Origin of the sequence: Antrihabitans auranticaus (assembly GCF_016481275.1) — a bacterium.
Lineage (GTDB): Bacteria > Actinomycetota > Actinomycetes > Mycobacteriales > Mycobacteriaceae > Antrihabitans.
Window position 1 is genome coordinate 360,117 of the sequence record NZ_JAEMNW010000004.1, and the last position, 26,142, is coordinate 386,258.

The 26,142-nt window shown below is 62.6% G+C and carries 28 protein-coding genes, 1 tRNA gene and 1 pseudogene; 16 read left to right on the top strand and 14 right to left on the bottom strand.

The features are described from left to right. Positions 1-30: 30 nt before the first annotated feature. On the top strand, positions 31-750 hold the full coding sequence (locus JGU72_RS19685; RefSeq protein ID WP_199686102.1) for an IclR family transcriptional regulator: 720 nt from the start codon (positions 31-33) through the stop codon (positions 748-750). A 212-nt stretch (positions 751-962) separates the two neighbouring features. Here the strand turns inward: JGU72_RS19685 and JGU72_RS19690 are convergent, their stop codons facing one another. Genes JGU72_RS19690 through JGU72_RS19700 form a run of 3 tightly spaced genes read right to left on the bottom strand, consistent with a single transcriptional unit; the run spans position 963 to position 2,823 of the window. Continuing rightward, on the bottom strand, positions 963-1,265 hold the full coding sequence (locus tag JGU72_RS19690) for a DUF3349 domain-containing protein (protein WP_199685746.1): 303 nt from the start codon (positions 1,263-1,265) through the stop codon (positions 963-965). Between the two features lie 58 nt (positions 1,266-1,323). After that, positions 1,324-1,620 carry a hypothetical protein gene (locus tag JGU72_RS19695; protein WP_199685747.1) on the bottom strand — a complete coding sequence of 99 codons (297 nt, stop codon included), beginning with the start codon at positions 1,618-1,620 and terminating at the stop codon, positions 1,324-1,326. 27 nt (positions 1,621-1,647) lie between these two features. After that, a complete protein-coding gene (locus JGU72_RS19700) occupies positions 1,648-2,823 on the bottom strand; it encodes an inorganic phosphate transporter (protein WP_199685748.1) in 1,176 nt (391 codons plus the stop codon). A gap of 320 nt (positions 2,824-3,143) precedes the next feature. Between JGU72_RS19700 and JGU72_RS19705 the strand changes: the two genes are divergently transcribed. The 5 genes and pseudogenes from JGU72_RS19705 to JGU72_RS19725 all read left to right on the top strand — a co-directional run bounded on the left by JGU72_RS19705 (position 3,144) and on the right by JGU72_RS19725 (position 5,959). After that, a complete protein-coding gene (locus JGU72_RS19705) occupies positions 3,144-4,052 on the top strand; it encodes a glycosyltransferase family 2 protein (protein ID WP_307828521.1) in 909 nt (302 codons plus the stop codon). A 56-nt stretch (positions 4,053-4,108) separates the two neighbouring features. Continuing rightward, positions 4,109-4,609: an acyltransferase gene (locus tag JGU72_RS19710; RefSeq protein ID WP_307828522.1), complete on the top strand. Its 501-nt coding sequence runs from the start codon at positions 4,109-4,111 to the stop codon at positions 4,607-4,609. Positions 4,610-4,691: 82 nt separating this feature from the next. Continuing rightward, positions 4,692-5,078 carry a DoxX family protein gene (locus JGU72_RS19715; protein WP_199685750.1) on the top strand — a complete coding sequence of 129 codons (387 nt, stop codon included), beginning with the start codon at positions 4,692-4,694 and terminating at the stop codon, positions 5,076-5,078. Positions 5,079-5,162: 84 nt separating this feature from the next. After that, positions 5,163-5,477 (top strand): annotated as a pseudogene (locus JGU72_RS19720) (ArsR/SmtB family transcription factor); the annotation flags it as partial. Continuing rightward, a complete protein-coding gene (locus tag JGU72_RS19725) occupies positions 5,474-5,959 on the top strand; it encodes an SRPBCC family protein (protein ID WP_199685752.1) in 486 nt (161 codons plus the stop codon). The pseudogene JGU72_RS19720 and the gene JGU72_RS19725, both read left to right, overlap by 4 nt. 6 nt (positions 5,960-5,965) lie before the next feature. Here JGU72_RS19725 and JGU72_RS19730 read toward each other — a convergent pair whose 3' ends face one another. Both JGU72_RS19730 and JGU72_RS19735 read right to left on the bottom strand, forming a co-directional pair. Continuing rightward, a complete protein-coding gene (locus JGU72_RS19730; protein ID WP_199685753.1) occupies positions 5,966-6,847 on the bottom strand; it encodes an aldo/keto reductase in 882 nt (293 codons plus the stop codon). Between the two features lie 73 nt (positions 6,848-6,920). After that, on the bottom strand, positions 6,921-7,535 hold the full coding sequence (locus JGU72_RS19735; protein ID WP_199685754.1) for a TetR/AcrR family transcriptional regulator: 615 nt from the start codon (positions 7,533-7,535) through the stop codon (positions 6,921-6,923). A 104-nt stretch (positions 7,536-7,639) separates the two neighbouring features. Between JGU72_RS19735 and JGU72_RS19740 the strand changes: the two genes are divergently transcribed. The 3 genes from JGU72_RS19740 to JGU72_RS19750 all read left to right on the top strand — a co-directional run bounded on the left by JGU72_RS19740 (position 7,640) and on the right by JGU72_RS19750 (position 10,689). After that, on the top strand, positions 7,640-8,491 hold the full coding sequence (locus JGU72_RS19740; RefSeq protein ID WP_199685755.1) for an SDR family NAD(P)-dependent oxidoreductase: 852 nt from the start codon (positions 7,640-7,642) through the stop codon (positions 8,489-8,491). 86 nt (positions 8,492-8,577) lie between these two features. Further along, complete coding sequence (locus JGU72_RS19745) at positions 8,578-9,813, top strand: M23 family metallopeptidase (RefSeq protein ID WP_199685756.1); 1,236 nt, start codon at positions 8,578-8,580, stop codon at positions 9,811-9,813. A 75-nt stretch (positions 9,814-9,888) separates the two neighbouring features. Next, positions 9,889-10,689 carry a peptidylprolyl isomerase gene (locus tag JGU72_RS19750; RefSeq protein WP_199685757.1) on the top strand — a complete coding sequence of 267 codons (801 nt, stop codon included), beginning with the start codon at positions 9,889-9,891 and terminating at the stop codon, positions 10,687-10,689. Between the two features lie 123 nt (positions 10,690-10,812). On the opposite strand, the gene JGU72_RS19755 is transcribed toward JGU72_RS19750, so the two are convergent. Next, complete coding sequence (locus JGU72_RS19755) at positions 10,813-11,169, bottom strand: hypothetical protein (RefSeq protein WP_199685758.1); 357 nt, start codon at positions 11,167-11,169, stop codon at positions 10,813-10,815. 32 nt (positions 11,170-11,201) lie between these two features. Beyond that, a complete protein-coding gene (locus JGU72_RS19760) occupies positions 11,202-13,034 on the bottom strand; it encodes an acyl-CoA dehydrogenase (RefSeq protein WP_199685759.1) in 1,833 nt (610 codons plus the stop codon). A 161-nt stretch (positions 13,035-13,195) separates the two neighbouring features. Here JGU72_RS19760 and JGU72_RS19765 point away from each other — a divergent pair, with 161 nt between their 5' ends. Continuing rightward, the gene (locus JGU72_RS19765; RefSeq protein WP_199685760.1) at positions 13,196-14,716 is read left to right on the top strand and encodes a catalase; all 1,521 of its coding nucleotides are present in this window, start codon (positions 13,196-13,198) and stop codon (positions 14,714-14,716) included. Positions 14,717-14,728: 12 nt separating this feature from the next. Here the strand turns inward: JGU72_RS19765 and JGU72_RS19770 are convergent, their stop codons facing one another. Genes JGU72_RS19770 through JGU72_RS19780 form a run of 3 tightly spaced genes read right to left on the bottom strand, consistent with a single transcriptional unit; the run spans position 14,729 to position 19,109 of the window. Then, positions 14,729-16,360: an FAD-dependent oxidoreductase gene (locus JGU72_RS19770; RefSeq protein ID WP_199685761.1), complete on the bottom strand. Its 1,632-nt coding sequence runs from the start codon at positions 16,358-16,360 to the stop codon at positions 14,729-14,731. A gap of 44 nt (positions 16,361-16,404) precedes the next feature. Continuing rightward, a complete protein-coding gene (locus JGU72_RS19775) occupies positions 16,405-18,213 on the bottom strand; it encodes an FAD-dependent oxidoreductase (RefSeq protein WP_199685762.1) in 1,809 nt (602 codons plus the stop codon). Beyond that, positions 18,210-19,109, bottom strand: a complete 900-nt coding sequence (locus JGU72_RS19780) for an AurF N-oxygenase family protein (protein ID WP_199685763.1) — start codon at positions 19,107-19,109, stop codon at positions 18,210-18,212. Before JGU72_RS19780 ends, JGU72_RS19775 begins: the two co-directional genes overlap by 4 nt. 98 nt (positions 19,110-19,207) lie before the next feature. Between JGU72_RS19780 and JGU72_RS19785 the strand changes: the two genes are divergently transcribed. Continuing rightward, positions 19,208-19,819, top strand: coding sequence for a TetR/AcrR family transcriptional regulator (locus JGU72_RS19785; RefSeq protein WP_199685764.1), 612 nt, complete (start codon positions 19,208-19,210; stop codon positions 19,817-19,819). 8 nt (positions 19,820-19,827) lie between these two features. Here the strand turns inward: JGU72_RS19785 and JGU72_RS19790 are convergent, their stop codons facing one another. Continuing rightward, positions 19,828-21,948, bottom strand: coding sequence for a catalase (locus JGU72_RS19790; RefSeq protein ID WP_199685765.1), 2,121 nt, complete (start codon positions 21,946-21,948; stop codon positions 19,828-19,830). A 396-nt stretch (positions 21,949-22,344) separates the two neighbouring features. On the opposite strand from JGU72_RS19790, the gene JGU72_RS19795 reads away from it, so the two are divergent. Beyond that, entirely contained in the window at positions 22,345-22,551 is a 207-nt protein-coding gene (locus JGU72_RS19795; RefSeq protein WP_199685766.1) for a hypothetical protein, read from the top strand. Positions 22,552-22,641: 90 nt separating this feature from the next. Here the strand turns inward: JGU72_RS19795 and JGU72_RS19800 are convergent, their stop codons facing one another. Beyond that, positions 22,642-23,274 (bottom strand): type 1 glutamine amidotransferase domain-containing protein, encoded by a 633-nt coding sequence (locus tag JGU72_RS19800; protein ID WP_374101134.1) that lies wholly within the window; start codon positions 23,272-23,274, stop codon positions 22,642-22,644. Between the two features lie 128 nt (positions 23,275-23,402). Here JGU72_RS19800 and JGU72_RS19805 point away from each other — a divergent pair, with 128 nt between their 5' ends. Then, complete coding sequence (locus JGU72_RS19805) at positions 23,403-23,801, top strand: DUF5709 domain-containing protein (protein WP_199685768.1); 399 nt, start codon at positions 23,403-23,405, stop codon at positions 23,799-23,801. A gap of 6 nt (positions 23,802-23,807) precedes the next feature. Beyond that, complete coding sequence (locus JGU72_RS19810; RefSeq protein WP_199685769.1) at positions 23,808-24,035, top strand: hypothetical protein; 228 nt, start codon at positions 23,808-23,810, stop codon at positions 24,033-24,035. A 15-nt stretch (positions 24,036-24,050) separates the two neighbouring features. Here JGU72_RS19810 and JGU72_RS19815 read toward each other — a convergent pair whose 3' ends face one another. Beyond that, the gene (locus JGU72_RS19815) at positions 24,051-24,479 is read right to left on the bottom strand and encodes a nitroreductase family deazaflavin-dependent oxidoreductase (RefSeq protein ID WP_233532700.1); all 429 of its coding nucleotides are present in this window, start codon (positions 24,477-24,479) and stop codon (positions 24,051-24,053) included. A 118-nt stretch (positions 24,480-24,597) separates the two neighbouring features. Between JGU72_RS19815 and JGU72_RS19820 the strand changes: the two genes are divergently transcribed. Then, positions 24,598-24,671, top strand: a tRNA-Ile gene (locus JGU72_RS19820). A 449-nt stretch (positions 24,672-25,120) separates the two neighbouring features. Then, entirely contained in the window at positions 25,121-25,813 is a 693-nt protein-coding gene (locus JGU72_RS19825; protein ID WP_199685771.1) for a hypothetical protein, read from the top strand. Between the two features lie 131 nt (positions 25,814-25,944). On the opposite strand, the gene JGU72_RS19830 is transcribed toward JGU72_RS19825, so the two are convergent. Then, the gene (locus JGU72_RS19830) at positions 25,945-26,136 is read right to left on the bottom strand and encodes a hypothetical protein (RefSeq protein WP_199685772.1); all 192 of its coding nucleotides are present in this window, start codon (positions 26,134-26,136) and stop codon (positions 25,945-25,947) included. Between the last annotated feature and the right edge of the window lie 6 nt (positions 26,137-26,142).

The window sequence follows — 26,142 nt, forward strand, 5'->3', positions numbered from 1 at the left end:
GTGGACACGTCGACGGTGCTCGGCAAGGTGATGGCGGTGCTGCGCGCATTCGGCATCGACGACTCGGTGCTGAGTCTCGCCGAGTTGGCGCGGCGCACGACCATCCCGAAGGGCACGTTGCATCGAGTCGCCGCCGACATGATCGACGCTCAACTCCTCGAGCGTGCCGACGGCGGCTACCGTCTCGGCGGGCAACTGTTCGAACTCGGGATGCGGGCGTCGGTGGAGCGCGGACTTCTCGAGGTCGCTATTCCGTTCCTCGAAGATCTGTACGTACGGACCGGCGAGACCGTGCACCTCGGCGTGCTCGAAGGCGCCGAGGTGGTGTACCTGTCGAAGATCGGCGGACATCAGCAGGCAACTGCGCCGTCGCGGCTCGGTGGCCGGATGCCGTTGCACTGCACAGCGATTGGCAAGATACTTCTTGCCTACGCCGACCCGCAGGTGCGGGAGCGCGTCCTGTCGGGACCGTTGCCTAGGTTCACACGCAACACCAGGGTGATGCCGGGCCAGCTCGCGGCGCAACTCGAGCGCATAGTCGCCGACGGCGTCGCCTACGAATTCGAAGAATCGGCGGAGGGCATCGTGTGCGTGGCTGCGCCCGTACGTGATTCGGCCGGTGCGACGGTCGCGGCCGTCAGCGTGACGGGCCCGTCACACCGGTTCCGTCCCGAAATGCACGCCCAGTCGGTCAGTGCCGGAGCCGCTGGGATCGGTGTGATGCTTGCGCGGCGGGCGAGGTCGCAGTAGCGATGTCTCGACAGTTGACTGCGGACCTCCTGCGATGCGACCCGCCGAGTGTGCAGATACCGTCGCAAATGTCGGGTAACGGCGACAGCAACTGCACACTCGGCGGGAGGTTAGGCCGCCCCGACGATCCGCACGGCCTTTCTGGTCACGCCGGTCCGCGTCTACGCCAATCCGCAGACCGGCTGACACCGGAACGCTGGTGTAGTCCGAAGCTACTGCAGATCCTCGCTATCGCGCCGATCATCGAGGGGCCAGCCCTTTTTCGCGAGTCGCGCCCGCACTCGTTCGACGTCTTCCGACTTCGGGAGTTCGTCGGTGACTGCGGTGATCAACACGCCGATATCGACGTGATCGAACTCGCCACGCTCGATCAGAGCACCGGCGACTTCCTTGACTTCGTCGTTCGTCAGACGCCGAGACAACAGCGCCAAGAGCGGCACCGAGTCCGCCGGCGGCACACCGTCGGGGTATCCGTCGCGTAACCATGCGACGATCGCGTTGAGAAATCGGTTCACAGCTCAGCTTCCGCGTAGGTGGTCCCCCCGACACCCTCTGCCGAGGACGTGCGTGATGCTACTTGGGCTTGGCGCCGAAGAGGTACAGGCCGGTCTGATGGCCGATGAAGTCGCGAGCGATGAACAGCACTCCGGCGACCACCGCGAGCAGCACGACGCCGAAGATCAGCCAACTGACTGCGACGAACACAGGGTTGCGGGTCGATACGGCGGCGCCGCCGTGGCCGGTTGCGACGCCGGAACCCTCCGCATTGAGCCGAACCGCAACGGCGAACAGGGCAGGAAGTCCGGCACCGACCAACAGTCCAGCGACGATGATCTGCCACACGGCGGTGTAGTTGAACCAGGAACTCATGTTGTGTGTCTCCAGTTTCGGATCAGGCTAGACAGTTGCCGCGGACTTCGGGGCCGGCGCCTTCTCTCTGGTGCCAGCGGTCAGGTTGCCTTCCCACTCGGCGTTGACATTGTTGTGGTCGATCGGTGCTTGACGCGACTTGAGCCAAATTGCCGCCGAGACCGCGACCAGCAGACCGAAACCGATAGCAGTGCCTGCGTAGCCGCCGATGCCGTGCACCAGGAAGTAAGTGAGAGCGCCGACGATGCCTGCGGACGGCAAGGTGATCAACCAAGCTGCAGCCATGCGGCCTGCCACGCCCCAGCGGACTTGGGCGCCCGGCTTTCCGACGCCGCTGCCCAGGATGGAACCCGTCGCGACGTGGGTCGTGGACAGCGAGAAGCCGAAGTGGCTGGACAGCAGGATGATTGCCGCGGAGGATGTTTCGGCTGCCATACCCTGCGGGGACTTGATCTCGACGAGGCCCTTGCCCAGCGTGCGGATGACGCGCCAACCACCGAGATAGGTGCCCAGCGCAATTGCAGCAGCGCAGGAGAAGATGACCCAGAAGGGCGGCAATGTGTCGGTCTTGCTGGCGGCTCCGTAGGAGATCAGCGCCAGGAAGATGACACCCATCGTCTTCTGCGCGTCGTTGGTACCGTGCGCGAGCGAAACGAGAGAAGCGGAGCCGATCTGGCCGTAGCGGAAACCCTTGTCTGTGCGTTTCTCGGGAACCCCACGGGTTGTGCGGTACACCAGCCAAGTTCCGACGCTGGCCACCAGCATGGCGATGATCGGCGCAAGCATGGCAGGAACGATCACCGTCGACACCAGACCGCGCCAGATGACGCCGTGGCCGCCGACCGCAGCGATCATCGCGCCGACGATGCCGCCGATCAACGCGTGGGACGAGCTGGACGGGATGCCCAGCAGCCAGGTGAGCAGGTTCCAGACGATGCCGCCGACAAGGCCGGCGAAAACGAGTTCCAGAGTGACCAGCCCGGAGTCGACCAACCCCTTCGCGATCGTCGCCGCGACGGCGGTCGACAGGAAGGCGCCGACAAGGTTCAGCGACGCAGACAACGTCACCGCGACCTTCGGCTTCAGAGCGCCACTGGCAATCGAGGTAGCCATCGCGTTGCCTGTGTCATGGAAACCGTTGGTGAAATCGAAAGCCAGTGCGGTTATCACGACGATGATCAAAAGAAACAGCTGTAAGTCCACGCGAGAATTGTGAGGGTGAGATTCGTTCAATGTCGAACCGTCAGCTAAGAATTCGCGGAACCGCGTTTACTCGTCGTGCACTGTTCGCTGATTGTTAACTTGACTCGACACGAAACGGGCAAACACGGCGTAGACCGCATGAGGGCGCGGTGGCGGCGTGGTTCGCCAACTGAGGCAAGGGTTTTGTTCACCGTGCGATCAAACGTTCCGACGGAGATCCTGGCGGGGGATAGTTCGACGGGCGTCGAGCGCGGATGTGCGGCGCTTCAGTGGGGTCATTCTTTCCGTTGCAACCATGGGGCGAGCCGATTGTGAATGCTGTGACGTTGTCTGTCGTCATACCCGCATACAACGAAGAGCACTACATACTTCAATGCCTCGACGCTCTGCTTGCACAGCGGGACCAACTGCACGAAATCATTGTGGTCGACAACAATTCGACGGATAGGACGCCCGAACTGGTCCGACGAGTTGCCGAAGACAATCCCGTCGTGAAGATCGTGGTCGAACGAACGCCCGGTGTTGCCGCAGCGCGAAATGCGGGTTTCGACGCCGCCACCGGGCACATAATCGGGCGGATCGACGCCGACACGCGCGTCCGGCACGACTGGGCAACGGTCCTCAGGGACTATTTCGCGCGCGAAGCCAGCGCCGAAGTCGGCGCGGTGTGCGGGTTGAACAATTCTTACGACTCGCCGTTTCGGACCCTGAAGCGTGTAGCCGTCCAGTTTCAGATCAATCGAGGACTCGTCGGTGGCGATCGATCGATCGCCAATCTCCACGGTGCGAACATGGCAATTCGCAAGTCGACGTGGGACAAGGTGCGAGGAAAGGCGAGCGCCCGGCAGGACATTCATGAGGACATGGACCTCGCTCTGTGCATCGTCAAAGAACCCGAGCGCATCAGGCAGCTGAGCGACCTCTGGGTCGACATATCGCCGCGCCGGGCGCTGACGTCCCCTATTGCGTACACGTCGTACGCATGGGCCGGTGTTCGCACGTTTCAGCAACACAACTTTCGTGGCGCAAGAACCTGGTTCGTCGTATACCTGCACGTTGCAAAGTTCTGGATAGCGCACGCCTTGATCTGGCTGCCACACCGCGCTTACGACCCTGGCAAGGGTAGGTTTTCGGTGCGGTCCCTGCTCGGGCGGCCGAGTCAGCGCAGCCTCCCCGTCAGCGGCGTACTCGGGCCCGACACAGAACTTGCGGAAGGCAAAGCCGCGTAGTGCGTCCGGCGCTGTCAGCCGCTGGTCTAGGCCTTTCGCGTGCTCGACTGCGGGCGGTGGGATCGACGCTGTTCTACATGTGGCAATCGGCGATTGTGAGCTTCGCCAACTGCCTGCTGATCTCGCCGACCTGGCGCGGCGCTGCCTTACGCGCAGGGCGGGTTCGTACCGCCGGCCCGACCTTGATTTATCGCGGAATAGTTGTGCAGGGACAGGGCCGTTTGGCTGTCGGCTCAGACTCCTTCATAAACAGCGGATGCTATTTCGACACTGTCGCTGATATCGAGATCGGCGCCCGCGTCTACATCGCGGACCACGTCAGAGTGATCACGAGCAGTCACGAGATCGGTCAGTCGGCGCAGCGCGCGGGGCTTCTGTACGGAAAATCCGTCAAGATCGGCGATGGTAGTTGGATCGGATCCGGAACGCTCATCATGCCCGGCGTCGAAATCGGTTCGGGCTGCGTCATCGGCGCCAGGTCGTTGGTCACCAAGGATTGTGCGGCGGACTCGGTCTACGTCGGAAGTCCAGCGGTCCGAGTAAGAGGGCTGAGCTGAAATAGCTGTCACAAAAGTCGGGTCGCCGGCGTCTCATGTTTGCTCGGCCACCAAGGCCTACGAACATTCGAGGAGAAGCGTCATGAACGTCGCGCTGTGGATCGTCGCCGGACTGCTTGCGGTCGCCTATTTTGCGGGTGGAAGCGGAAAGGTTCTCCTGCCCAAGCAGCGGATCGCCGCGTTCGGACCGAGCGCCGCGTGGGTCGAGGACTTCAGCGCCGGCAGCGTCAAAGCTATTGGTGCCCTTGAAGTCCTGGCAGCCATCGGCCTGATCCTGCCGGCCGTCCTCGACATCGCGCCGGTGTTCGTTCCGCTGGCGGCACTCGGGTTGGTCCTGATCATGATAGGTGCGACGATCACGCGTCTCCGGCGGCAAGAGTTCACGCTCATGATGGTGGACGTGGTCTATCTTGCGCTCGCTGGATTTGTCGCGTGGGGCCGCTTCGGTCCTTACTCTTTCGGCGAGTGACCGCCCCAGCCTGTGGCCTCGAGGGCCGATCTTGTAAACCCTTGACAGGGCTTATCCGTAAGCGTTGACTTACCGTTCGTAGTCACTTACCAAGCAGGAGACGAATGGGGTGCGCTCGCGGATCGCATGCGACGCACGATTCTCGAGCGCCTCGCCGACGGGCCGTGTGCGGTAGGGGAGTTGGCGCGTGACCTGCCGATCAGCCGACCGGCGGTCTCGCAACATTTGAAGGTCCTCAAAGATGCTGGGCTGGTACGGGATCGGGCTGTCGGCACGCGCCGGATATATCAACTCGACCCCGCCGGTATGGGCGCACTGCGCGCTCAGCTCGACCGGTTTTGGGGACAGGCCTTGACCGCCTACAAGGAGGCGGTCGAACAACCAGAGGAGACGACATGACACAGACCCAAGCCGAGCCGGTGCAACAGCAGATTGTGGTGAACGCACCGCTCGAGCGCGCATTCGAGGTATTCGTCAACCGATTCGACGCGATCAAGCCGCGCGAGCACAACATCATGTCGGTGCCAATCGCGGAGACGGTGTTCGAACCCAGGGTGGGCGGACACATCTACGACCGCGCCGAGGACGGCAGCGAGTGCCGCTGGGCGCGGGTACTCGCCTACGAGCCGCCCAATCGAGTGGTCTTCAGTTGGGATATCAACGGTCGGTGGCAGATCGAAACCGACCCGGCGCGGACAAGCGAAGTCGAGGTGCGTTTCATCGCAGAATCTGCCGACCGAACTCGGGTCGAGCTCGAGCATCGCCACCTGGAGCGCCACGGCGACGGCTGGGAAGCCGTTCGTGACGGTGTCGGACACGAAGCCGGCTGGCCGCTCTATCTGCAGCGCTATGTCGACGCCGTCGAGACAGAGCGGCACTGACGCCCGTCAGACGGCGGCCTCCAACTCCGCGAACTCGTCGTCCGTGAGGGTCAACGCTGCGGCGTCGATGTTGTCGTCGACGTGTGCCACCGAGGAGGTGCCCGGGATGGGCAGCATCACCGGAGAGCGTCGGAGGAGCCAGGCCAGCGCCAGCTGAGACGGCGACGCGCCGTGCTTCTTTGCGAGCGTATCCAGCGGGCTCCCTTCTGCCGCAAGCTTTCCGGTGGCAAGCGGGAACCAGGGAATGAACGCGATCGAGTTCTGCTCGGCGAAGTCGAGCAGTTCTTCGGCGTCACGGTGGGCCAGGTTGTACAGATTCTGTACGGAATCGATCGTTGCGAACTCGGCGGCGGCTTTCACGTCGGCGACGCTGACCTCGCTCAGGCCGATGTGTTTGATCTTGCCCTCTTGCTGGAGGAGCGAGAGTTCGCCGACCTGATCTGCGAGCGGCACCTTGGCATCGATTCGGTGCAACTGGAACAGTGGAATCTGTTCGAGCCCAAGATTTCGTAAGCTCATTTCGGCTTGCTGGCGCAGGTACTCCGGGCGACCTACAGGCCGCCAGTCGCCCGGGCCTGACCGCGTGAGCCCGGCTTTGGTGGCAATCACGACGTCGTCGTTGTAGGGATGTAGCGCTTTGCGGAGCAGTTGTTCAGCGACGACCGGACCATACGAATCCGCAGTATCGAAGAACGTCACCCCGCGTTCGACGGCACGCTGGAGTACGCGAACAGCTTCGTCTGGATCCTTCGGATCACCCCATACGCCTTCGCCGGTGAGTTGCATTGTGCCGTAACCGAGTCGGACGACCGGCGTGGTGCCACCGATCGAGAATGTTCCCGAGAGGGCGGCAGAATTTGTCGCGGCGGCAGTTGAAGATTCTGTCATATCGGCTCCCTATGTTGGCAGACCTGTGATGCAACCGCGGGCTGTCGGGTCGTATTCCGTCGAATCGGCTTGCTCAGTCCTGCAACGAGACTCGGATCCCACTGAAAACGGAGGTGATGAGCTTGTCGGTGTAGGTCGAATCCAGCGGCCCGGTTCGCTGCAGCCATCGATTGAGGACGGGACCCCACACGATGTCGATGGTGACATCGAGATCGACGTCCGGCGATATCTGGCCCGCATCGCGTGCCGCTTGCAGGCGCTGCAGTTTGATCTCCCGCATCGGCCTGCCGAGCCACTGCTCGTACTGCTCCGCGAGGGCTTCGTCGTTCGACATTGCGGTGCTCAGGGCCCGCATCGGGACGTCGTATTGCGGATCGTTCAGCTCGTCGACGGTCGCTGCGAGAACAGCCTTCAGGTCTGCCTCGATATCACCGGTGTCTGGAAGCGCGGCTAGCTCGCCTTGTTCTTCGTTCAGTGCGACGAACGCGTCGAAAAGCACTGCGCCCTTGGAGGGCCACCACCGGTAGATGGTCTGTTTTCCGACGCCGGCTCGCGCGGCGATGGCTTCGATCGACAACTTCTCGTAGCCGACCTCGCGAACGAGATCCAGGGCGGCGTCGAGGATTGCCTGCCGTGATCGCTCGCTGCGTCGGCGCGAGTCGACTGGGCGAGGACTTGCTGGCTTCATACGACGAAAGTAGCACAAGACGAGACGGTCCGTCTTGACAGTTGCTGAGTCTGGCTGCACCATTAGCGAGACGAGACGATCCGTCTCGAGACGAGGGGTTGGCAATGTCGGAACAACGGTCCTGGCTGATCACGGGAGGTTCGCGCGGATTGGGCCGCGCGTTCGTTTCGGCGGCGCTGGCCGCGGGTGACCGCGTCGCGGAGTGTGCGCGTTCGACGAGCGAACTACGGGAGCTCGCGACAACGGCCGACGGGGCGCTGATTGTCTTCGACGTCGATGTCACCGATCGTGCCGCGGTCGTCGAGTTCGTCTCGCGGGCGCACGACATTTTGGGACGCATAGACGTCGTCGTCAACAACGCGGGCAACATCACGATGGGCATGGTCGAGGAGTTCACCGAGGCGCAGGCGCGTGCCCAGTTCGAAACGAACTTCTTCGGATCATTGTGGGTAAGCCAAGCCGTTGTGCCGTTTCTTCGCGCTCAGGGCAGCGGCCACATCGTCCAGATATCGAGCATCGGAGCGCTGGCAAGTGCGCCGACAACCGGTCTTTACAGTGCGAGCAAAGCGGCATTGGAAGCAATGAGTGAGTCGTTGGCCATGGAAGTCGCAGGTTTCGGGATCACCCTGACCATCGTCGAACCCGGCGGCTACTGGACCGACCTGTACACCACCATGACGTCGACCGACTCGATGCCGGTCTACGACCGGACGAGGCACGAGATTGCACAGCAATGGGAAGGCGGATCCGTCGACAGTGCACCCGAGTTGGCCGCGGCAGCGTTGCTCACCCTGGTGAATGCCGAGAACCCGCCGCGCCGACTACTTCTCGGCGGCACCGCGTTCGACGCTGCGGCTGCGATTGCCGACAATCGGCGGGCTGAGTACGAGAAGTGGGAAAGCGTTACTCGCGCTGCGGAGTCCGCAATTGCGCAACCAGTCAGGGCATTGTCATGAGTTGGCGTTTGTCCTCTTCCCTTGCCGTCGCGTGCGGTGCAGACTGGGCACGATTCTGCAGACAGCGACGAATTGATCGGACCAACATGTCGAGTGCTTTCCGTAACCGCCGCATTCCTACAATCCTCGTCGCGCTTGCGGCGATCAGTGCATTCTGTGTTGGATGCTCGGACTCGGAAGACGAGTCCGATTCGACCACCACCACCACTACGCGGTCGGCCGAGGGGGCCGATGCGCTGACGCCCTTCGTCGGAACTGTTCATTTTCCGCCTGTCCCGTTCGCGGGGTCGGACGGCAAGAATCACCTGGTGTACGAACTGTCCGTCACGAACTTCACGAGTGGTAAAACGACGCTCGACAGTCTTCAGGTGATCGACGCTGATTCCGGCGCGGTCATCGACGATCTCGACGCGGCCGAGGCGCACCAGCGGCTGCAGCCCGCGGGCAGTCGCGACTCGGCAGACAGCCTGGAAGCCGGCGAGTCCGGAACGATCTTCTTGCACGTCACGCTCGACGAATCGGTTGCGGTGCCGAAGAACGTGGTCCACAAGGTGACGACGACGGCGGAAGCAGCGCCGCCGGACCTACGCACCAGCACCGCCGAAGTCGGTCCGACGAAAATCGATTCACGAACCCTGCCGGTGCTGTCCTCGCCGCTGCGCGGCGAGCGGTTCATCGCGGCCGATGGATGCTGCGACGCGTCCAGGCACACGCGCGCGATCCTGCCGGTGAACGGCCAGACCTTCGTCGCGCAACGGTATGCGATCGACTACGAGCAGGCCGACGACCAGCTGCGAATCTTCACCGGCGAGCCGACGGATCCGAAGAGCTACTTCATCTTCGGTGAAGACGTGCTCGCCGCCGCGGACGGCACAGTGGTCGGCACCCGGAACGATCTGCCTGAGCAGGTGCCGGGCACCTTCCCCTCCGGAATCTCGCTCGATGCTGCGGACGGCAACTACGTCGTCCTCGATATCGGCAACGGATTCTTCATCAACTACGCACACATGCAGCCCGGCTCGGTGCGAGTGAAGCTCGGCGACAAGGTGAGTACTGGCGACGTTCTCGGGCTCGTCGGCAACACCGGCAATTCCGTTGCGCCACATCTGCATTTCCATGTGATGGACGGGCCGTCACCACTCGCTTCGCAGGGACTGCCGTACCTGAACGACAAGTTCTCGATTACCGGGCAGGTCGCGAGCACCGCCGACTTCGATCGGTCGGAAGGCACCGGCATACCGCTTGTCACCGTCCCTGGTCTGCAGACCACCGAGCACTCCGATCAGTTGGTCATGGACCAGAACATCGTCACGTTCGGCTGACGTCGACCGACCGCGTGTGCCGACGTTCTAGACTCTTGCCGCCCGGCCAGATAGATCGACACGAGCGGAGACAACATGAGTCAGTACGGCAACGGACCCGGTGGCCAGTGGAACGCGCCACCGCCGGCAAGGAAGCCGCCGTACGTACTGATCGCCGTCGTCGCGGTGGTCGTGATCGCAGTCATCGTCGGGATAGTCGTGGTTGTCCTCAGGGCGAATGATGACGACTCGTCCAAGGCCGACGCGACGACGACGAGCGCAGCTCGGTCGTCGTCGGCACAGACTGCGGACGAACCGATCGATTGTTCCTACAAGGTCGGGTCCGAGCGAGCAGCGAAGCCAGTCGACCCGCCGCCGGCGGAGTACGCGGGCGACCCTGAGAAGCAGGCCACGATCTCGACCAACCAAGGTGACATCGGGCTGACGCTCGACGCGGAGAAAGCGCCGTGCACCGTCAACAGTTTCATCAGCCTTGCCGAGCAGGGCTACTTCGACGACACGGCCTGCCACCGCCTGACGACGGCCGCCAGCCTGAAGGTCCTTCAGTGCGGGGACCCGTTGGGAACCGGCACCGGCGGTCCCGGGTACACCTTCCAAGACGAGTACCCGGTCAACGAGTCGTCGTCGACTCGGCTGTACAAGCGCGGTGTCCTGGCGATGGCAAATGCCGGGCCCGGCACGAACGGGAGTCAGTTCTTCCTGGTCTACGACGACTCCCAGTTGTCGCCCGACTACACGATTTTCGGCACGATCGACTCCGAGGGTCTCACAGTCCTGGACGACATCGCCGCCGCCGGGGTGGACCCCGGAGGCCAAGGCGGCGGTGACGGACCGCCGGCCGAAAAGGTCGAGATCACGTCGGTGAAGGTCGAGTAGAAGCACGAGCGGGCGGTACTGAAGCATGTGCCCCGGAAACCGGACAGAATGCTTCAGTACCGGACGCGCGCGCGGTCCGGAGGAGTGTCGGCCCCGGAATCCGGGGCCGAAACTCCACCAGCGTCAGCCCAGGTTGGTCGCCTTGTCGAGGTGCTGCAGCAGGTCGTACGCTGCCCGCTCGACGGCTTTGTGGCGCCACTCCGCCGCGCGGTAGACACACGCGATGAGGCCGGACCTGTGAACTCGCCTGAAATCGCCGCATACGAACGCGTAGCGCGCTTTCGTTTCTTCGTTGGCGCCCTCGGTGAGACCAAGGAACCACTCGCCGTACTGCTCCCACGAGTGGTTCTCCAGGTATCGGTTCTCGTCTGCGGCTTTCGGCTGCGCATCGCCCCAGTCGCTGTCGAGCACGTATTGCCTGCCGTCGATCAGTTTTCGTGCGTGCGCGATGCCTGCCTCGTTGACTGCGTAGGTGGCCATGCCTCCATACTTGCAGCTACTGCGGGAGTCGACTAGAAGGCGGCCTCGTCGAGCGTCATGACGTCGTTGTCGAGGTCTGCCAGGATGGCGCGGGTTGCGGTGAGCTGGGGGAGGATCGTGCGCGCGAAAAACGAAGCGACGGTGACTTTCCCCGTGTAGAAGGCGGTGTCGACGCCGGGCTTGGTGTCGAGGGCCTTCAGTGAGATTTCGGCGTGCTGCAGGAGTCGCCAGCCGATCAGCAGGTCACCGACGGCGAGGAGGAACCGCACCGAACCGAGGCCGACCTTGTAGAGCTCCGTCGGCTGTTGTTGAGCGCCCATGAGGTGGCCGGTCAATGTTGCGGCCATGGCCTGCACGTCGGCGAGTGCCGTTGCGAGAAGGGCACGTTCGCCCTTGAGTTGCGCCATGCGGGCGTCGCTGTCGATGAACTGCTGAATCTGTCCGGCGACATGCCCGAGAGCGACGCCGCGGTCGCGCGCGATCTTGCGGAAGTAGAAGTCCTGAGCCTGAATTGCGGTCGTGCCCTCGTAGAGGCTGTCGATCTTGGAGTCGCGGATGTACTGCTCGATCGGGTAGTCCTGCAGATAGCCAGAGCCGCCGAGGGTTTGCAACGATTCGGCCAGGTACCGATAGGCCCGCTCGGAGCCGACACCCTTGACGATCGGGAGCAGCAAGTCGTTCACGCGGTGTGCCAGTTCTGCGTCCGCACCCGAGACATGCTGTGCGACATCGGCATTCTGGTGCGCGGCCGTGTACAGATATACCGCCCGCAGACCCTCGGTGTAGGCCTTCTGCAGCAGAAGCGACCGGCGCACGTCCGGGTGCGCAATGATCGGAACTTTAGGCGCCGTCTTGTCGGTCATCTGCGTGAGATCGGCGCCCTGGATCCGGGTCTTCGCGTACTCGAGTGCGTTGAGGTAACCGGTGGACAGGGTAGCAATGGCTTTGGTGCCCACAAGCATTCGTGCGTACTCGATGACGTCGAACATCTGATTGATCCCGGCGTGCGTCTCGCCGACCAGCCATCCGACCGCGGGAACGCCGTGGGCGCCGAAGGTGAGCTCGCAGGTCGCCGAGCCCTTGAGTCCCATCTTGTGTTCGAGGTTTGTGACAAACACACCGTTGCGATCGCGCAGCTCGCCGGTTTTGGGGTCGAAGTGGAACTTGGGGACGAAGAACAGCGACAGACCCTTCGTGCCCGGCCCGGCGCCCGCGGGGCGGGCCAGCACCAAATGGAAGATGTTCTCGAAAAGGTCGCCGGAATCGCCGGAGGTAATGAACCGCTTCACGCCGGTCAGGTGCCAGGAACCGTCCTCCTGGCGGGTGGCGGTGGTGCGGGCAGCGCCGACGTCGGAACCGGCGTCGGGTTCGGTGAGGACCATCGTTGCGCCCCAGTTGCGTTGCGCAGCAAGCACTGCCCACGCCTTCTGCTCCTCGGTGGCGTTGGCGTAGAAGATGTTCGCGAACGTGCCACCTGCCCAGTAGACGTGGGCGGCGGGGTTCGAGCCCAGGAACATCTCGACCATCGCCCAGTACAGCGCCCGTGGGGCTGGGGTGCCGCCGAGGATGGTCGCGACACTCAGCCGATCCCAGCCGCCTTCGAATGCGGTTCGCAGCGAAGTCTTCAGCGAATCGGGCAGCGTCACCTCGTGGGTGGAGGGGTCGAACGTCGGTGGGTTGCGATCGGCGTCGGCGAACGACGCTGCGTAGGGGCCCTCGGCGATGCGCCGGACCTGGTCCAGAATCTCCGATGCGGTCTCGGTATCGAGGTCGCCGTAAGCCCCGGTATCGAGAACCTCGCCGATTCCGAGAACCTCGAAGAGGTTGAACTCGAGGTCGCGCACATTGCTCTTGTAATGGCCCATACGTTGCTCTCCTTCGGTGCGTCCGTCGCCCGATCGACTGTGACCGGAGTCATCGTAGGTGTATATAACCGTTAGTGTCACCAAACAATTCGCCGTCGCACGTGTCAATCGCTGCGATACGGGTACATCGAAGGTGACCGATATCAGCGTCAGGAGCATCGATGACAACCAGCGATTTCAACTCGACGACTACGGACGCGGGAATCCCTGTGGCCAGCGACGAGCACTCGTTGACCCTGGGTGCCGGAGGGCCGATCTTGCTGCAAGATCACTATCTGATCGAGCAGATGGCGCAGTTCAATCGTGAACGCATTCCGGAACGTCAGCCGCACGCTAAAGGCAGTGGCGCGTTCGGCCACTTCGAAGTCACCGAGGATGTCAGCGCATACACACGCGCCGCGCTGTTTCAGCCCGGCGTGACCACCGACCTCGTCGTCCGATTTTCGACCGTGGCGGGGGAGCGCGGCAGCCCGGACACCTGGCGCGATCCGCGCGGGTTTGCCGTCAAGTTCTATACGACCGAGGGCGTGTACGACATGGTCGGCAACAACACGCCGGTCTTCTTCATCAAGGATCCGATGAAGTTCCAGCACTTCATCCGCTCCCAGAAACGCCGCGCGGACAACAACTTACGCGACCACGACATGCAGTGGGATTTCTGGAGTCTGTCGCCGGAATCGGCGCACCAGGTCACCTGGCTGATGGGTGATCGCGGGATTCCCCGAACCTGGCGACACATGAACGGCTACACGTCGCACACCTACATGTGGGTGAATGCCGACGGTGAGCGCTTCTGGGTGAAGTACCACTTCAAGACCGATCAGGGCATCGAGTTCTTCACGCAGGACGAGGCCGACCAGATGGCATCGGCGGACACCGATTACCACACGCGGGACCTGTTCGAAGCTATCGCTGCGGGCAACAACCCCAGTTGGACGTTGTTCGTTCAACTCATGCCGTTCGACGACGCCGCCGACTACCGGTTCAATCCATTCGACCTGACGAAGGTCTGGCCGCACGACGACTATCCGCTGCACAAGGTCGGACGGATGACACTCGATCGCAACCCGACCGATCACCACACGGAAATCGAACAGGCGGCGTTCGAGCCTAACAACCTCGTTCCCGGTATCGGTCCGAGCCCGGACCGCATGCTTCTTGCGCGGCTGTTCGCATACGCGGACGCACACCGCCACCGAATCGGCGCGAACTACAAGCAGATTCCCGTCAACGCGTCGACATCGCCCGTCAACAGCTACAGCAAAGACGGTGCAATGCGGTACGAGAAGGTCTCCGATCCCGTCTACGCGCCCAATTCGAAGGGCGGGCCGAGCGCGGCCGGCGACAAGTTCAAAGATCCGGGCTGGTACTCCGAAGGCGAAATTTCCCGGTTCGCATACGTCTCGCACTCGGAGGACGACGACTGGGGTCAGGCCGGAACCCTCGTCCGTGACGTGCTCGACGATGCTGCCCGGGAGAGGCTGGTAGACAACATCGTTGGCCACTTGCTGAACGGTGTCTCCGAACCGATCCTCGCGCGTGCCTTCGAGTATTGGCGCAACGTCGACAAGGACCTGGGCGACAAGGTCGAAGAGGGTGTGCGCGCCAAGGCGGACGAGACTGATCCGAAGGCCGCCGACCAAGGAAATCCTGCCCGTACCAGCATGCAGGAAAAGGCGTGATCGACAGCACCGTCAACGGGTGAGTAGCCGCAGCAATCGGCGTGGCGGCCGCGCAGCGGACAGCATGTCCTCGGTCCGGTAGAACTTTCGGCGCGGTCGCCCGTCGGCCATGCCTGCGGACCGCTCGGCAGCGTCGATCGCTGCCCACCCATCACGGTCGAGTGCTGCAGGACGGCGCCGGTGCAGGAGTTGTACCAACTCGCCGCGCCCGGCGGGCGGATCGGCGAGGCGGCCTTCGAGGTAATCCTCGATGAGTGCGGCGACGGTTTCGTTTGCGCACGTCCGGTTCGTGCCGATGACACCCGTCGGGCCGCGTTTGATCCACCCGGCGGCGTAGACGCCGGTGGCAGGAAGGCCCGTGGTCGGACGGATGACGCGGCCGCGGTCGTGCGGAATGGTGCCGTTTGCAGCGTCGAACGGCACGCCGCGAATGGGAGTGCCGCGGAAGCCGATGGACCCGATGAGAAGACTTGTCTCGATGACTTCGGGTAGCCCATGTCGCACGACGTGAACGTCGGTGACGCAATGCTCGCCGACGATCTCGCGAACCGACGTATGAAACCGCAACACGATTCGCCTGTTTCCTCGAGTCCGACCGGCACGAGCGAGGCCGGTGAGCAGGTCGAGCTTCTGGCGCACGATCGGGTCGGGGGGTTCGGCGACGCCCTCGAGGTCGGCGGGGTCGACGATGACGTCGATATCGGGACGCTGGGCCAGCGCATGGAGTTCGGGCGTGGTGAACGCGGCTTCGACGGGGCCGCGCCGCCCGAGCACGACGACCTCCTCGATTCGGCTGCGACGCAGCCTCGCGTAGGCGTGGTCGGCGATATCGGTGGTGGACAGTCGTTCTGGTTCAGTTGCGAGAATGCGGGCGACATCGAGCGCAACATTGCCGTTGCCCACGACGATCGCACGAGGTCCCGACAGATCGGGTAGCGCGTCGGCGTGGTCGGGGTGACCGTTGTACCAGCCGACGAAGTCGAATGCCGACAGCGAACCCGGCAACCGTTCACCGCGTACCTCCAGCCGCCGATTCGACGCTGCGCCATAGGCATACAGCACGGCGTGGTGGTGTGCGAGCAGCTCGGCGTGGTCGAGATGTGTGCCGATCTCGACGTTGAGATGCAGATGGAATCGGCGCTCCTGATCGCGAGTCCATGCGAACTGGTCGGCGACCGCCTTCGTAGCCGGATGGTCCGGCGCGACGCCGTGGCGGATCAACCCGAACGGAACCGGTAGCCGTTCGAACATGTGGACTTCGACGCCCGGCTGCGCAAGCAGTTCTTTCGCCGCGTATTGGGCGGCCGGTCCGGAACCGACGATCGCGACGCGTAGTCCCGGGCGATCGGTCGTGACGAGCGATGTCGAAGTCCGGTATTGCCACGTGGGGGTCATCGGATTCGTCTGGTAGTAAAGAGCATTCATCGCGGAGTAGTCCGCGGTGAATTCTGTGTCGGGGACGATAGCGTCGACCGGGCAGGCGTCGGCGCAGGCGCCGCAGTCGATGCACGTCGCGGAATCGATGTACAGCATCTCGGCGGTGCCGAATCCCGGTTCGTCCGGAGTGGGATGGATACATCCGACCGGGCAGGCAGCGACGCACGAAGCGTCGTTGCAACAGTTCTGGGTAACGACATAGGCCATGACAATCCTTGGCTAGTGAGAAGGTTCGGTCGCCGACCTGGCGGTTACGCGTCGGCGCTTTCCAGCAATGTGCGCAGCTCGGTCTCGAACGGCAACGGGTAGGGCGAAACACCTTCGCCCACAATGTGGGAGCCACCCCAGGGATCCTCGTCGACCAGGACCGCATCGACGTCCGCGTTGGAGCCGATGCGAATGCGGGCAGGCTGATTGTTGAGCAGATGCAGTTCGCGCAATTGTGTTGTGGGATAGACGCGCCCGGACCAGAGCACTTTGTTGGCGACGGGTTGGTACACAGCGAGTAAGTGAACCTGTACGGCTATTTCGTAGCCGTCCGTGTCGATGAGGACGGCGGGACCGCGGTAGTCCTCGTCGTCCCGATCTTCCAAGCGGGTGTACTCGAAGTCGGTCAGGTCCGGAGTGCGCGTCGTCCGCCAGTAGGACAGGGTCGTTGCCGGCCACACTGCGCGATTGACACCTTCTTTGTCGAGGTACCAACTCTCACAACCGCCGGCAGTCCACACCGTGCCGACCGATTTGCGCTGCAGATTGCGGTTGTACTGTTGTTGCACATGTGATTTCACTTCGACCCTGGTGCACTCGCGGGCTGACAACGCCTGCAGGCAGGCGACGATGTAGGCGACCTGCGATTCGATCATGAAGACGACCGACTGGTTGCCGACCCCTGAATTCGGTCCCATCACGAGGAAATAGTTGGGCAGCCCGTTGACGGCGAGTCCGAGGTAGGCCGCAGGGCCGTCCCGCCACAGCTGCTGGATGGTGCGCCCTTCGCGGCCGACGAGTTGTTGTGCGTCGGCCTTGTCGGTCACTGCGAAACCTGTTGCGTAGATGACGATGTCGGCCTCGTGCTCTGCGCCGTCGCGTGTACGGACACCCTTTTCGGTGAGTTCGGCGATACCTTCGGTCACCAGCGACACCGTGTCCTTCTGCAGCGCCGGGTAGTAGTCGTTGGCAATCAGGATTCGCTTGCATCCGACTTCGTATTCCGGCCGCAGTTTTGCGCGCAATGCCGGATCGGGCACCTGGCGCCGCAAATGCAAGTCGGCGAGTGCGCGCACCGCCGGCATGTACCGGGGGTTGAGAAACGCCGCGGTCATCGCCTCGTGGCTGAAATAGATTCCGGCACGGACAAGGCGTCGCAAGCCGGGAATGGTTCGGTAAGAAAGCCTTTCGGCCGCCGTGATCGGTCGGTCCAGCTTCGGCAGCACCCAGTGCGGTGTTCGCTGGAAGACCCGGACGGACTTCGCCTGATCCGCGAGCACCGGAATGAATTGCACGGCACTGGCTCCGGTGCCGATCACCGCGACGGACTTCCCTGCGAAGTCGATCGAATGGTCCCATTCGGCCGAGTGAAAGGACCGCCCACCGAATGTCTCGCTTCCTTCGAGGTCGGGGATCTTCGGGATGTGGAGCGGTCCGGTGCCTGCGATGACAGCGCGCGCGGTGAAGCTGTGGCCTTGTCGGGTCGACACGGTCCAGAGGTCGTTCTCGTCGTCGAAGACTTCCGAGACAACCTCTTCGCCGAACCTGATGCAGTCCCGGAGTGCGTACTTGTTCGCGACGTGGCGCAAGTAGGTAAGAATTTCGGGCTGCCGCGCATATCCGCGCGTCCAATGCGGATTCGGTGCGAACGAGAACGAGTACATCAGCGACATCACGTCGCAACCTGCGCCCGGATACGTGTTTTCCCGCCAGGTACCGCCGACCTCGTTCGCCTTTTCCAAGACGACGATGTTCTGAATGCCCGCCTCGCGCAGCTTGATCGCGGCGCACATGCCGGCGAAGCCGGACCCGATGATGACGACGTCGAATTCGGGCTGCACACGCGCGGTCATGCCAGGAATCCGAAGGCTCGCCACAGCGTTCGCGAGATCGGGTTCATCAGTCCGTTCTCGGAAAGAAAGTCGTAGACGCCAACGAAGGAGTCCCGCCGCACGGCGTTGACCTGTTCGTTTGCGCGGGCTTGCCGCATCGCCTCGCCCTTGTCGAGCCCGCAGCGCACATAGACTTCGCCGTCGTACATCATCCGTCGCAGGATGAAACCTGCTGCGCCGTTCGCCGTCGCCGCGAACTGACGTTCCCACCACGGGGCGCGCTGCACACGCCGGCGCACACCTTCACGGGCGTAGCGGATATGGCGAGCTTCCTCGGTGACGTGAATGCGCATGACCTGCTGCATGATCGGCTGGAGGTCGGGGTGGCGGGCGAACTTCCGCTGTAGGTCGTCGACCAGTTCCTCGCCACACAGCGCCGCGACCCAGAGGAACAGTCCGCGGTAAGTGAGCGGGAACAACTGCACCGTGAGCGCTTCCAGCGTCGACAGGCGATAGGGTTCGGCGCCGATTGCGCTCACGGTCCGGCCAAACATGATCATGTGGCGCGTCTCGTCGCCGATTTCGGTCAAGGCGTAGTGGACGTTGCGTGACGTCGGGTCCTGGTGCAGCATCGCGCGCAGCAAACCCTGGTTCAACGTATTTTCGAACCACACCGCGCGACTGAGCATGTTCGCCGCCTCTTGGCGCGACAGTTCGACCCGCTCCCGATGAGACATTTTCTCCCACAATGGAGTTCCGTACAGCGAGATGCCCTCCGGCGGGAGGTAGAACACGTCCGGATCTTGGGGCGCATCCCAGTCGACGTCGATCGCGGAATTGTAGGACCGCCGGATCGAACCTCCGATCAAACGATCCGCCATCTGCCGGCGTGCGACCTCGTGTGTTGGTACAGACATCGGGATCAGCCTCCTTCGTCCTGGCCGGCCACTCTGCCGACCCAATGCGTAGAATCATAGACATAAATCGTTCAGTTGTCTACGGTTACGATGTGCTCATGAAATCCCCAGGCAGTGCCGTCGCCGCCGAGCGGGCCGACGACATCAAGACGCGCATCCTTGACGCGGTGCTGTCTTGGGCGGCGGATACGGGCTTGCGGAAGCTATCGATGGACGAGGTGGCGCAGCGTGCCAAGGTCGGTCGAGCGACTCTGTACAAATACTTTCCTGGACGCGATGCGCTGATTGCGGCACTCGTGAAAGACGAACTCGCGCGGTTCTTTGCTGACGTCCACGGTGTAGTCGCATTGCACGACGAACCCGACGAACGCTTGATCCATGGCTTCGCGCACGCGTACCGGCTGCTCCGGGGCCATCCTGCTGTGCTTCCCGTCCTGAGGCTGAATCCCGAACTTCTACTGCCGTATGTGATCACCGACGACAGCTACGCGCTGAACCTCGGCAGCATATTCGTCGAATCGGTGATGAATCTCGATGAGCTCCAGGGCGCATCGCGAGCACAATTTGCCGAGCACGTCGCGCGCGCGTTTCACACCCTGATACTCATTCCGACCAGTGTCATTGATCTGGATTCACCCGAGGGTCCGGAGAACTATGCGCGTAATTTTCTTGTGCCCGTGAAGAATCATCTGTCCACGATGCGGCAGTAGCCGGTCCTTCACGCACTGATCGACGTTGTATCGCGGTCCCACACTCGATGGTGCGCAACGGCGTCGGCGAACGCGGTGACGAAGTCGTCGGGCAAGGTGTCTTCGGCTGCAGTCGTCGTTATCACCCCCGCGTCGGTGACGACATCGGCGTCGTCCGCCACCTTCGCGGTGATTCCGGCCTTGGCCAGCAGCTTGATTCCCGCGCCGAAGGCGCCGATCGGCTTCTTGTGGCGGTATGCCTCGGCCACGAAATGGATAGCAAAGCCGTTGTCGGACAACACTTCCATCGCGTCCGGACCGCACGGGACGACGACCGCGTCGTAGAGGACCGATGCCGTCGTCTGTAGTCTGCGGTCGGCGTCGATACTGCCGCCTTGCCCACCGTGCAGCTTGCCGGCTGTCGGAGCCAGGATCTCGACCGTCGCACCGCGCTCGGTGAGCGCTTCTCGCAGGTTCTCGATTCCCCGCACATCAACGCCGTCCGCAGCTATCACCGCGATCGTACGGGTGACGATCGTGTCGGTGACGTGCAGATCCTCGGATTCGAGCTGGGACAGCGCGGACGAGGGATCGACCAGACCCGCCGGTGCGCTACTGCCGGGAGGCGCCATGCCGAGTTGCAGGGCCACACGAATCGCAAGCTGACCGTCGACCATGTTCAACCGAGCGATCACGCCCTCTTTGATCTCGGCTGATTCGACCTTGTCGAGTTCGAACGCAAACGCATCGACGATATGTTCGCCTTCGACTTCGGTCATGCTCTGCCAGAACAGGTTCGGCTGTGTGTAGTGGTCCTTGAACGTGTCGCTGCGCCTGCGGATTCGCTCGCCTTCCACGCTCTGCGTGTAATGCTCGAAGACGTCCTCGTTCGCCAGCGCGGGACATCCGGCGCCGAGCGTGTTCTCCCGATACGCGACTCTGCCCTTCGGAATGCGGTGCTGCCCGTACCCGTCCTGCTGGTGGTTACGGACGTCGGCGAGCGGACGATTCACGGGAATTTGGGCGAAGTTGGGCCCACCGAGGCGAATCAGTTGCGTGTCGAGATAGGAGAAGTTACGAGCTTGCAGCAGGGGATCATTGGTGAAATCGATCCCAGGCACGACGTTGGCGGTATGGAAGGCGACTTGCTCGGTTTCGGCGAAGAAGTTGTCCGGATTGCGGTCGAGCACCATCTTTCCGACCGGACGAACAGGAACGAGGTCCTCGGGGATGAGTTTCGTCGCGTCCAAGAGATCGAACTCGAAGTCGAACTCCTTGTCTTCCGGTACGAGTTGCACGCCCAATTCCCACTCTGGGAACTCACCCGCTTCGATTGCATTCCACAAATCGCGACGATTGAAATCGGGATCAGCACCCGAAATCCGTTGGCACTCTTCCCATAGCAGCGAGTGCACGCCGAGTTTCGGCTTCCAGTGAAACTTCACGAAAGTGCCGACGCCCTCGGCGTTCACCAGCCGGAAAGTGTGAACACCGAACCCCTGCATCATTCGGTAGCTGCGCGGCAGAGCACGGTCCGACATCAACCACATGATTGCGTGCAGTGTCTCCGGTTGCAGGGAAACGAAGTCCCACAACGTATCGTGGGCGGACGCCGCCTGCGGAATCTCGTTGTGCGGTTCCGGTTTTACGGCGTGCACGAAGTCGGGGAATTTGATTCCGTCCTGAATAAAGAAGACGGGAAAATTGTTTCCGACCAGGTCGTAATTGCCTTGCGCTGTATAGAACTTGGTGGCGAAGCCGCGCACGTCACGCACGGTGTCTGCGGATCCACGCGAACCTGCAACCGTCGAGAATCGGACGAAAACCGGTGTCCGAGTATCAGGTTCGGTGAGGAACCGTGCCGCCGTGTATTCGGCGAGTGAATCGTCGTACGGCTCGAAGTAGCCGTAGGCGCCTGCGCCGCGCGCGTGGACGACGCGCTCAGGTATGCGCTCGTGGTCGAAGTGTGTGAGTTTCTCCCGGGCGTGGAAATCTTCCAAGAGGGTTGGACCACGAGGCCCTGCGCGAAGGGAATTGTCGGTGTGGTCTACCCGCACGCCCTGCTGCGTGGTGAGGAATCCAGAGTCGCGCTCTACTCGGGCGTCGTCGAGTTGGTGCTGCTTCGCATCGGACGGATCATTGGCAGGCATCTAGGGCGCGCTCCGTTCCACGGTCGTGGACTGATGGGTACCCGTGTCCAGCATCGGCAATCGGGACGGTGTCTGCGGCGGCCTGGTGTGTCCTGACCTATTCGTCTTTTACAGGCAGGTCCGGTAGTCGGCTGGTATCTGACATGACCTGTCGCCACCATTCATCGAGCGGACTGGGCTGCGGCCACATGACAGGATCGTTCTGCATTTCTGCACTGGTTGGCACAATGCACTGTTTTCCCAGGCTGAGGCCGTCGCAAACCCTTTTCGGCAGCCGATGCTCTTCGGCTCTGCGATCGGGCGGTGGGCACTCTTGCTGCAGGTTTGCCCAGTTTCGGACGGGGTATCCCGCCTCCGTAGGAATGCCGTGTTGCGCTGAGCGGGAGGTCGGTCGAGATGATCATTATCTGGTTGGGGATAGCGGCCGCAGTGTTTCTGCTGGGATTCGTGGACGCGCTCGGGTGGTGGTTGTGGCCGGTCGCCGGCGTTTTGGTGCTCATCTGGGCTTGGTTGGCGGTTGCCGAGCGGCGGCGGACCAAGCGGGTCGGCGAGGCACAGGTTCAGGAGGAGCGGACGGGCACGTCGGAGATGCCGCAGCACTGACCAGAGCGGACACTGATTTCGGTGCGGCCGGACCAGATGCTTTGTCGGGGGTTTCTGGTCCGGCCGTTCCGTGTTCAGTTCGCTCCGTGCTCAGCTCACAGCCGCGTCCCGCGCTTTGGCGTCCGCGACCGTATCCGCGGTCGCGCCCTCGTCGTGCACTTCGTGCCTGATCACGGCGAACTGCTCGACGATCTTCTCGCAGAAGGCTGGTAGGTCTCCTGGGTTGCGACTCGACACCAGACCGTGGTCGTTGACTACTTCTTCGTCGACAACGTTGCCGCCTGCGTTTCGAATGTCTGTCCGCACGCTCGGGTACGAGGTCAACGTACGACCTCGGACGACGTCTGCTTCGACGAGCGTCCACGGCCCGTGACAGATAACGCCTACGGGTTTGCCAGCCTTGAAGAAGCCCTGGACAAAGCTGATGACGTCGGAGCTCTGCCGCAATTTGTCGGGATTGGTGGTGCCACCAGGCAGGATGAGCGCCTCGAAGTCGTCTGCTGAAACGTTGCCCACCAGCTTGTCGACGGTGAACGTGTCGGCCGGCTCGGTGTCGTGGTTCATCGCTTGAATCTCTCCGTCTTCGAGAGATACCAATTGGGTTGTCGCGCCTGCTTTCTCTACGGCGTCCCGTGGCTCCGTCAGTTCGACCTGTTCGACGCCGTTGGTTGCGAGAATCGCCACCCGGATCCCAGCGAGAGTGCTCGTATCGGCCGTCATCATCAGTCCCTTCGAGTTTGTGTTCTTCGTCCACCGAATGCCCGGTCGTGCGGCGGGTGAAACGTTTCCCACGGCCGCGTGCCGGGTACCCGTCCATTTGCACCGAACGCCGACGCCTGAAGGGGGTTGAGATGACTGGCACACCGACAGAATCAGAGGGATCGACCGGCGAGTTCAGCGTCGACGAAGAAGATCAGTTACAAGCCGAAGACACCCTCGTCGACAGGGGCGTCGACGACGTACTGGACGAAGGCTATTCGCCAGTCGAGAAGCCGTACAACGCCGAATACGAGGGGTTGGACGAGCGGCTGTCCAGCGAAGTGCCGGACGTGTTCGACAAGCAAGATCGTTGGGGCCCTGACGACGAGAACCTCATGGCGGACGAAGAAGTCGGGGACGCCCGCTCGGGGAGACTCATTGCGGGAGAAGACGATACAGTCGCACAGGACGTCGGCATCGACGGGGGAGCGGCATCGGCAGAGGAGGCCGCGGTCCATGCAATCGATCCGAATTCGATCGACAGGAGCTGACCAAAGATGACGAAAGACCATGCAGGCCTTGACGAACGCCGTGCCGAAGAGCCCGATGAAGCAGTGGAGCTGCCACCCGAGGGCGGTATGCAACACGACGAAGACCTAGGCAAGGTCGTCGAAGACATAGAGAACCGGATCACCGAAGAGCGGCGCGCCCAGAAGGTTCCGGGGAACGTCGAGGATCGGGAGAGTCAGGCACCTGTCGACTCGGGCGACGACGCTCCCGAATAGCGTTGAGCCGCTTGATCAAGTAGTCGGAGTGAGGATCACGATGGCGATAGGCCGATCGGTCTTCTTCTGATACTCCCGATATTGCCCGCGGTTGATTTTGTTCATGGTCTCGAACATGCGCTCATAGCCGTCATCGCCGGGGTAAATCGAGCGTGCCTTGACCTTTCGGTGCGTGCGACCGATCTGAATCTCGCACTCAGGCTTCGCGTTGAGGTTGTGCCACCACGCGGGAGGCGTCGGAGCGCCGCCCTTGGAGGCAACAACGAGGTAGTCGTCGCCGTCGCGGCCGTAGGTGAGCGCTGAGGTCCGCGGTTCGCCGGACTTGCGGCCGACGGTATGGAGCAGCAACGTCGGCATGCCAAAGAGCAAGCGGTGACCGATCCAACCGCCACTGCGCTCGTAGACAGCCTGGTGCACCTGAAGTATCTTGACGAAAGCGGACATGGGGCGAGACCTCTCCATCGGCGGATGCTCTCGACACCTTACGTCCACTGCTGGGCCTGGGTGACGGGCGCCACGACCGACTCGGTACCATCGCCGGTGCCCGGAAAATGACGGGTACGGGGCGGTAGCTCAGTCGGTTAGAGCCGTGGACTCATAATCCATTGGTCGCGGGTTCGAGCCCCGCCCGCCCCACAATCTCCCTTCTGACCTGCTGTGATTCCTACGCTAGTGGCAGTCAAACGTGCTGTCCACCAACGACAAAGAAAAAGTTCAGAAGTTTTCAAGATCGCCAAGAATCGGCTGTGACCTGCGGTGATCTGATCTTGAATCCCACTATGTGAACGCACAGCGCTGCTTCACCAATGTATTTACAAAACCGATCGCGAGTTGAGCGGCCTGAACCTAAATGGTGGTTTCGGTTTGGGGTGGTCGTCCCGCGATCCCGTCTCCGCCGGGTTCTCAACGATCCGCTGACGGGTGGTGTCACGGCGCGTGCTGGCTACCCCCTACCGGATCGGGGGGGGGCATGACCGCTGCCCACCGGTACGGCCGGTGAACACACCGATCCGCCCAAGTTGTTCGAGAATTAGATGGGGACCGCTGTGCTGGGGGAACGGCCGCACGACCTCGGGGTTTGCTACTTGATCAAACCCACCTTGCGGCCGAGGTTCACCGGCCGCGAGAGGGTGTTGAACCCGAACAGCGCCGGGCGTGCCTTCTGGCTGGTCAGCGCCGGGATCCCCTACCTGGTTCATCACGCTGAGCAGGTCGTAGACCGTTTTGCCGTAGCGGATCTGCCACCCGCCGGGACCTTCTGCGGAGCGGACCATGTTGTAGCGGTCGACTCCTTCGAAGTCGCACGCGCCTCCAGAGGGTGCCAGCACCGGGCTGGTCCGGGTGACCGGCCACATGCGGAAGGTCTCGGTGAAAGTGCCGATTGCCTGCCACTGGGATACCTCGAGCAGCGGACACATGCCGTATTCGTTGCTGCCGCACAGTATTTCGAAGGCGATCCTCGTCGTGTGCGAATCGCGTTCCGTGAAACTCTCGGCGATGACACGCTGCGTCACAACGCGACCGTTGTCGTGCCCGCCTTCGTCCTGTTTGCGGCCGCCCACGTCGGCGCCGGGCTGCAGGACCAGGTGTCGCTCGGCGAAGGCAATTTGCAACTCACGATCAGCTCATTGTCCGGTGCATTCGTGATGGTATACCTCGACTGGCTCGAAGGCCGCCTCACCGCGACCCGCGACCAAATCGCCGCCCACTGCACCACACTCGTCCTCAACTCACTCCGCGTGCAACACATGCCGCCTACCAGGTCGGCATCGAACTGAACGGGTTGAGAACCAACGCCACCCGATCGCACGAACTCACGGGCGGGACATTTCACATTGACCAACACTGGCGGCTGCGGGCACGCGTGCCGAAATCGCCTCCGTTACAACGATGGTTGCATTTTCAATGCTCACTTCACCGACGACGAAACCGACGCACGGAACAGCGACACCGGTATACCGACATCGGCGGCGACCCCGGCCGATCCAACCGGCGGGAACACCGGGCGAGTCGTAGGTGGCAGTTGGATGGCCGTTCCCATGCTGGAGAAGCCAGTGCCGATGATGAGTACGCGCGTCTGAGTCGTCGTTGAATCAGTCATTGTCGC

Coding starts and splice junctions, on each gene's coding strand:
- JGU72_RS19685 (WP_199686102.1), top strand. CDS start 31: ATGGCGGTGCTGCGCGCATTCGGCATCGACGACTCGGTGCTGAGTCTC.
- JGU72_RS19695 (WP_199685747.1), bottom strand. CDS start 1,620: ATGAGTTCCTGGTTCAACTACACCGCCGTGTGGCAGATCATCGTCGCT.
- JGU72_RS19715 (WP_199685750.1), top strand. CDS start 4,692: ATGAACGTCGCGCTGTGGATCGTCGCCGGACTGCTTGCGGTCGCCTAT.
- JGU72_RS19725 (WP_199685752.1), top strand. CDS start 5,474: ATGACACAGACCCAAGCCGAGCCGGTGCAACAGCAGATTGTGGTGAAC.
- JGU72_RS19730 (WP_199685753.1), bottom strand. CDS start 6,847: ATGACAGAATCTTCAACTGCCGCCGCGACAAATTCTGCCGCCCTCTCG.
- JGU72_RS19735 (WP_199685754.1), bottom strand. CDS start 7,535: ATGAAGCCAGCAAGTCCTCGCCCAGTCGACTCGCGCCGACGCAGCGAG.
- JGU72_RS19740 (WP_199685755.1), top strand. CDS start 7,640: ATGTCGGAACAACGGTCCTGGCTGATCACGGGAGGTTCGCGCGGATTG.
- JGU72_RS19745 (WP_199685756.1), top strand. CDS start 8,578: ATGTCGAGTGCTTTCCGTAACCGCCGCATTCCTACAATCCTCGTCGCG.
- JGU72_RS19750 (WP_199685757.1), top strand. CDS start 9,889: ATGAGTCAGTACGGCAACGGACCCGGTGGCCAGTGGAACGCGCCACCG.
- JGU72_RS19755 (WP_199685758.1), bottom strand. CDS start 11,169: ATGGCCACCTACGCAGTCAACGAGGCAGGCATCGCGCACGCACGAAAA.
- JGU72_RS19760 (WP_199685759.1), bottom strand. CDS start 13,034: ATGGGCCATTACAAGAGCAATGTGCGCGACCTCGAGTTCAACCTCTTC.
- JGU72_RS19765 (WP_199685760.1), top strand. CDS start 13,196: ATGACAACCAGCGATTTCAACTCGACGACTACGGACGCGGGAATCCCT.
- JGU72_RS19770 (WP_199685761.1), bottom strand. CDS start 16,360: ATGGCCTATGTCGTTACCCAGAACTGTTGCAACGACGCTTCGTGCGTC.
- JGU72_RS19775 (WP_199685762.1), bottom strand. CDS start 18,213: ATGACCGCGCGTGTGCAGCCCGAATTCGACGTCGTCATCATCGGGTCC.
- JGU72_RS19780 (WP_199685763.1), bottom strand. CDS start 19,109: ATGTCTGTACCAACACACGAGGTCGCACGCCGGCAGATGGCGGATCGT.
- JGU72_RS19785 (WP_199685764.1), top strand. CDS start 19,208: ATGAAATCCCCAGGCAGTGCCGTCGCCGCCGAGCGGGCCGACGACATC.
- JGU72_RS19790 (WP_199685765.1), bottom strand. CDS start 21,948: ATGCCTGCCAATGATCCGTCCGATGCGAAGCAGCACCAACTCGACGAC.
- JGU72_RS19795 (WP_199685766.1), top strand. CDS start 22,345: ATGATCATTATCTGGTTGGGGATAGCGGCCGCAGTGTTTCTGCTGGGA.
- JGU72_RS19800 (WP_374101134.1), bottom strand. CDS start 23,274: ATGATGACGGCCGATACGAGCACTCTCGCTGGGATCCGGGTGGCGATT.
- JGU72_RS19805 (WP_199685768.1), top strand. CDS start 23,403: ATGACTGGCACACCGACAGAATCAGAGGGATCGACCGGCGAGTTCAGC.
- JGU72_RS19810 (WP_199685769.1), top strand. CDS start 23,808: ATGACGAAAGACCATGCAGGCCTTGACGAACGCCGTGCCGAAGAGCCC.
- JGU72_RS19815 (WP_233532700.1), bottom strand. CDS start 24,479: ATGTCCGCTTTCGTCAAGATACTTCAGGTGCACCAGGCTGTCTACGAG.
- JGU72_RS19830 (WP_199685772.1), bottom strand. CDS start 26,136: ATGACTGATTCAACGACGACTCAGACGCGCGTACTCATCATCGGCACT.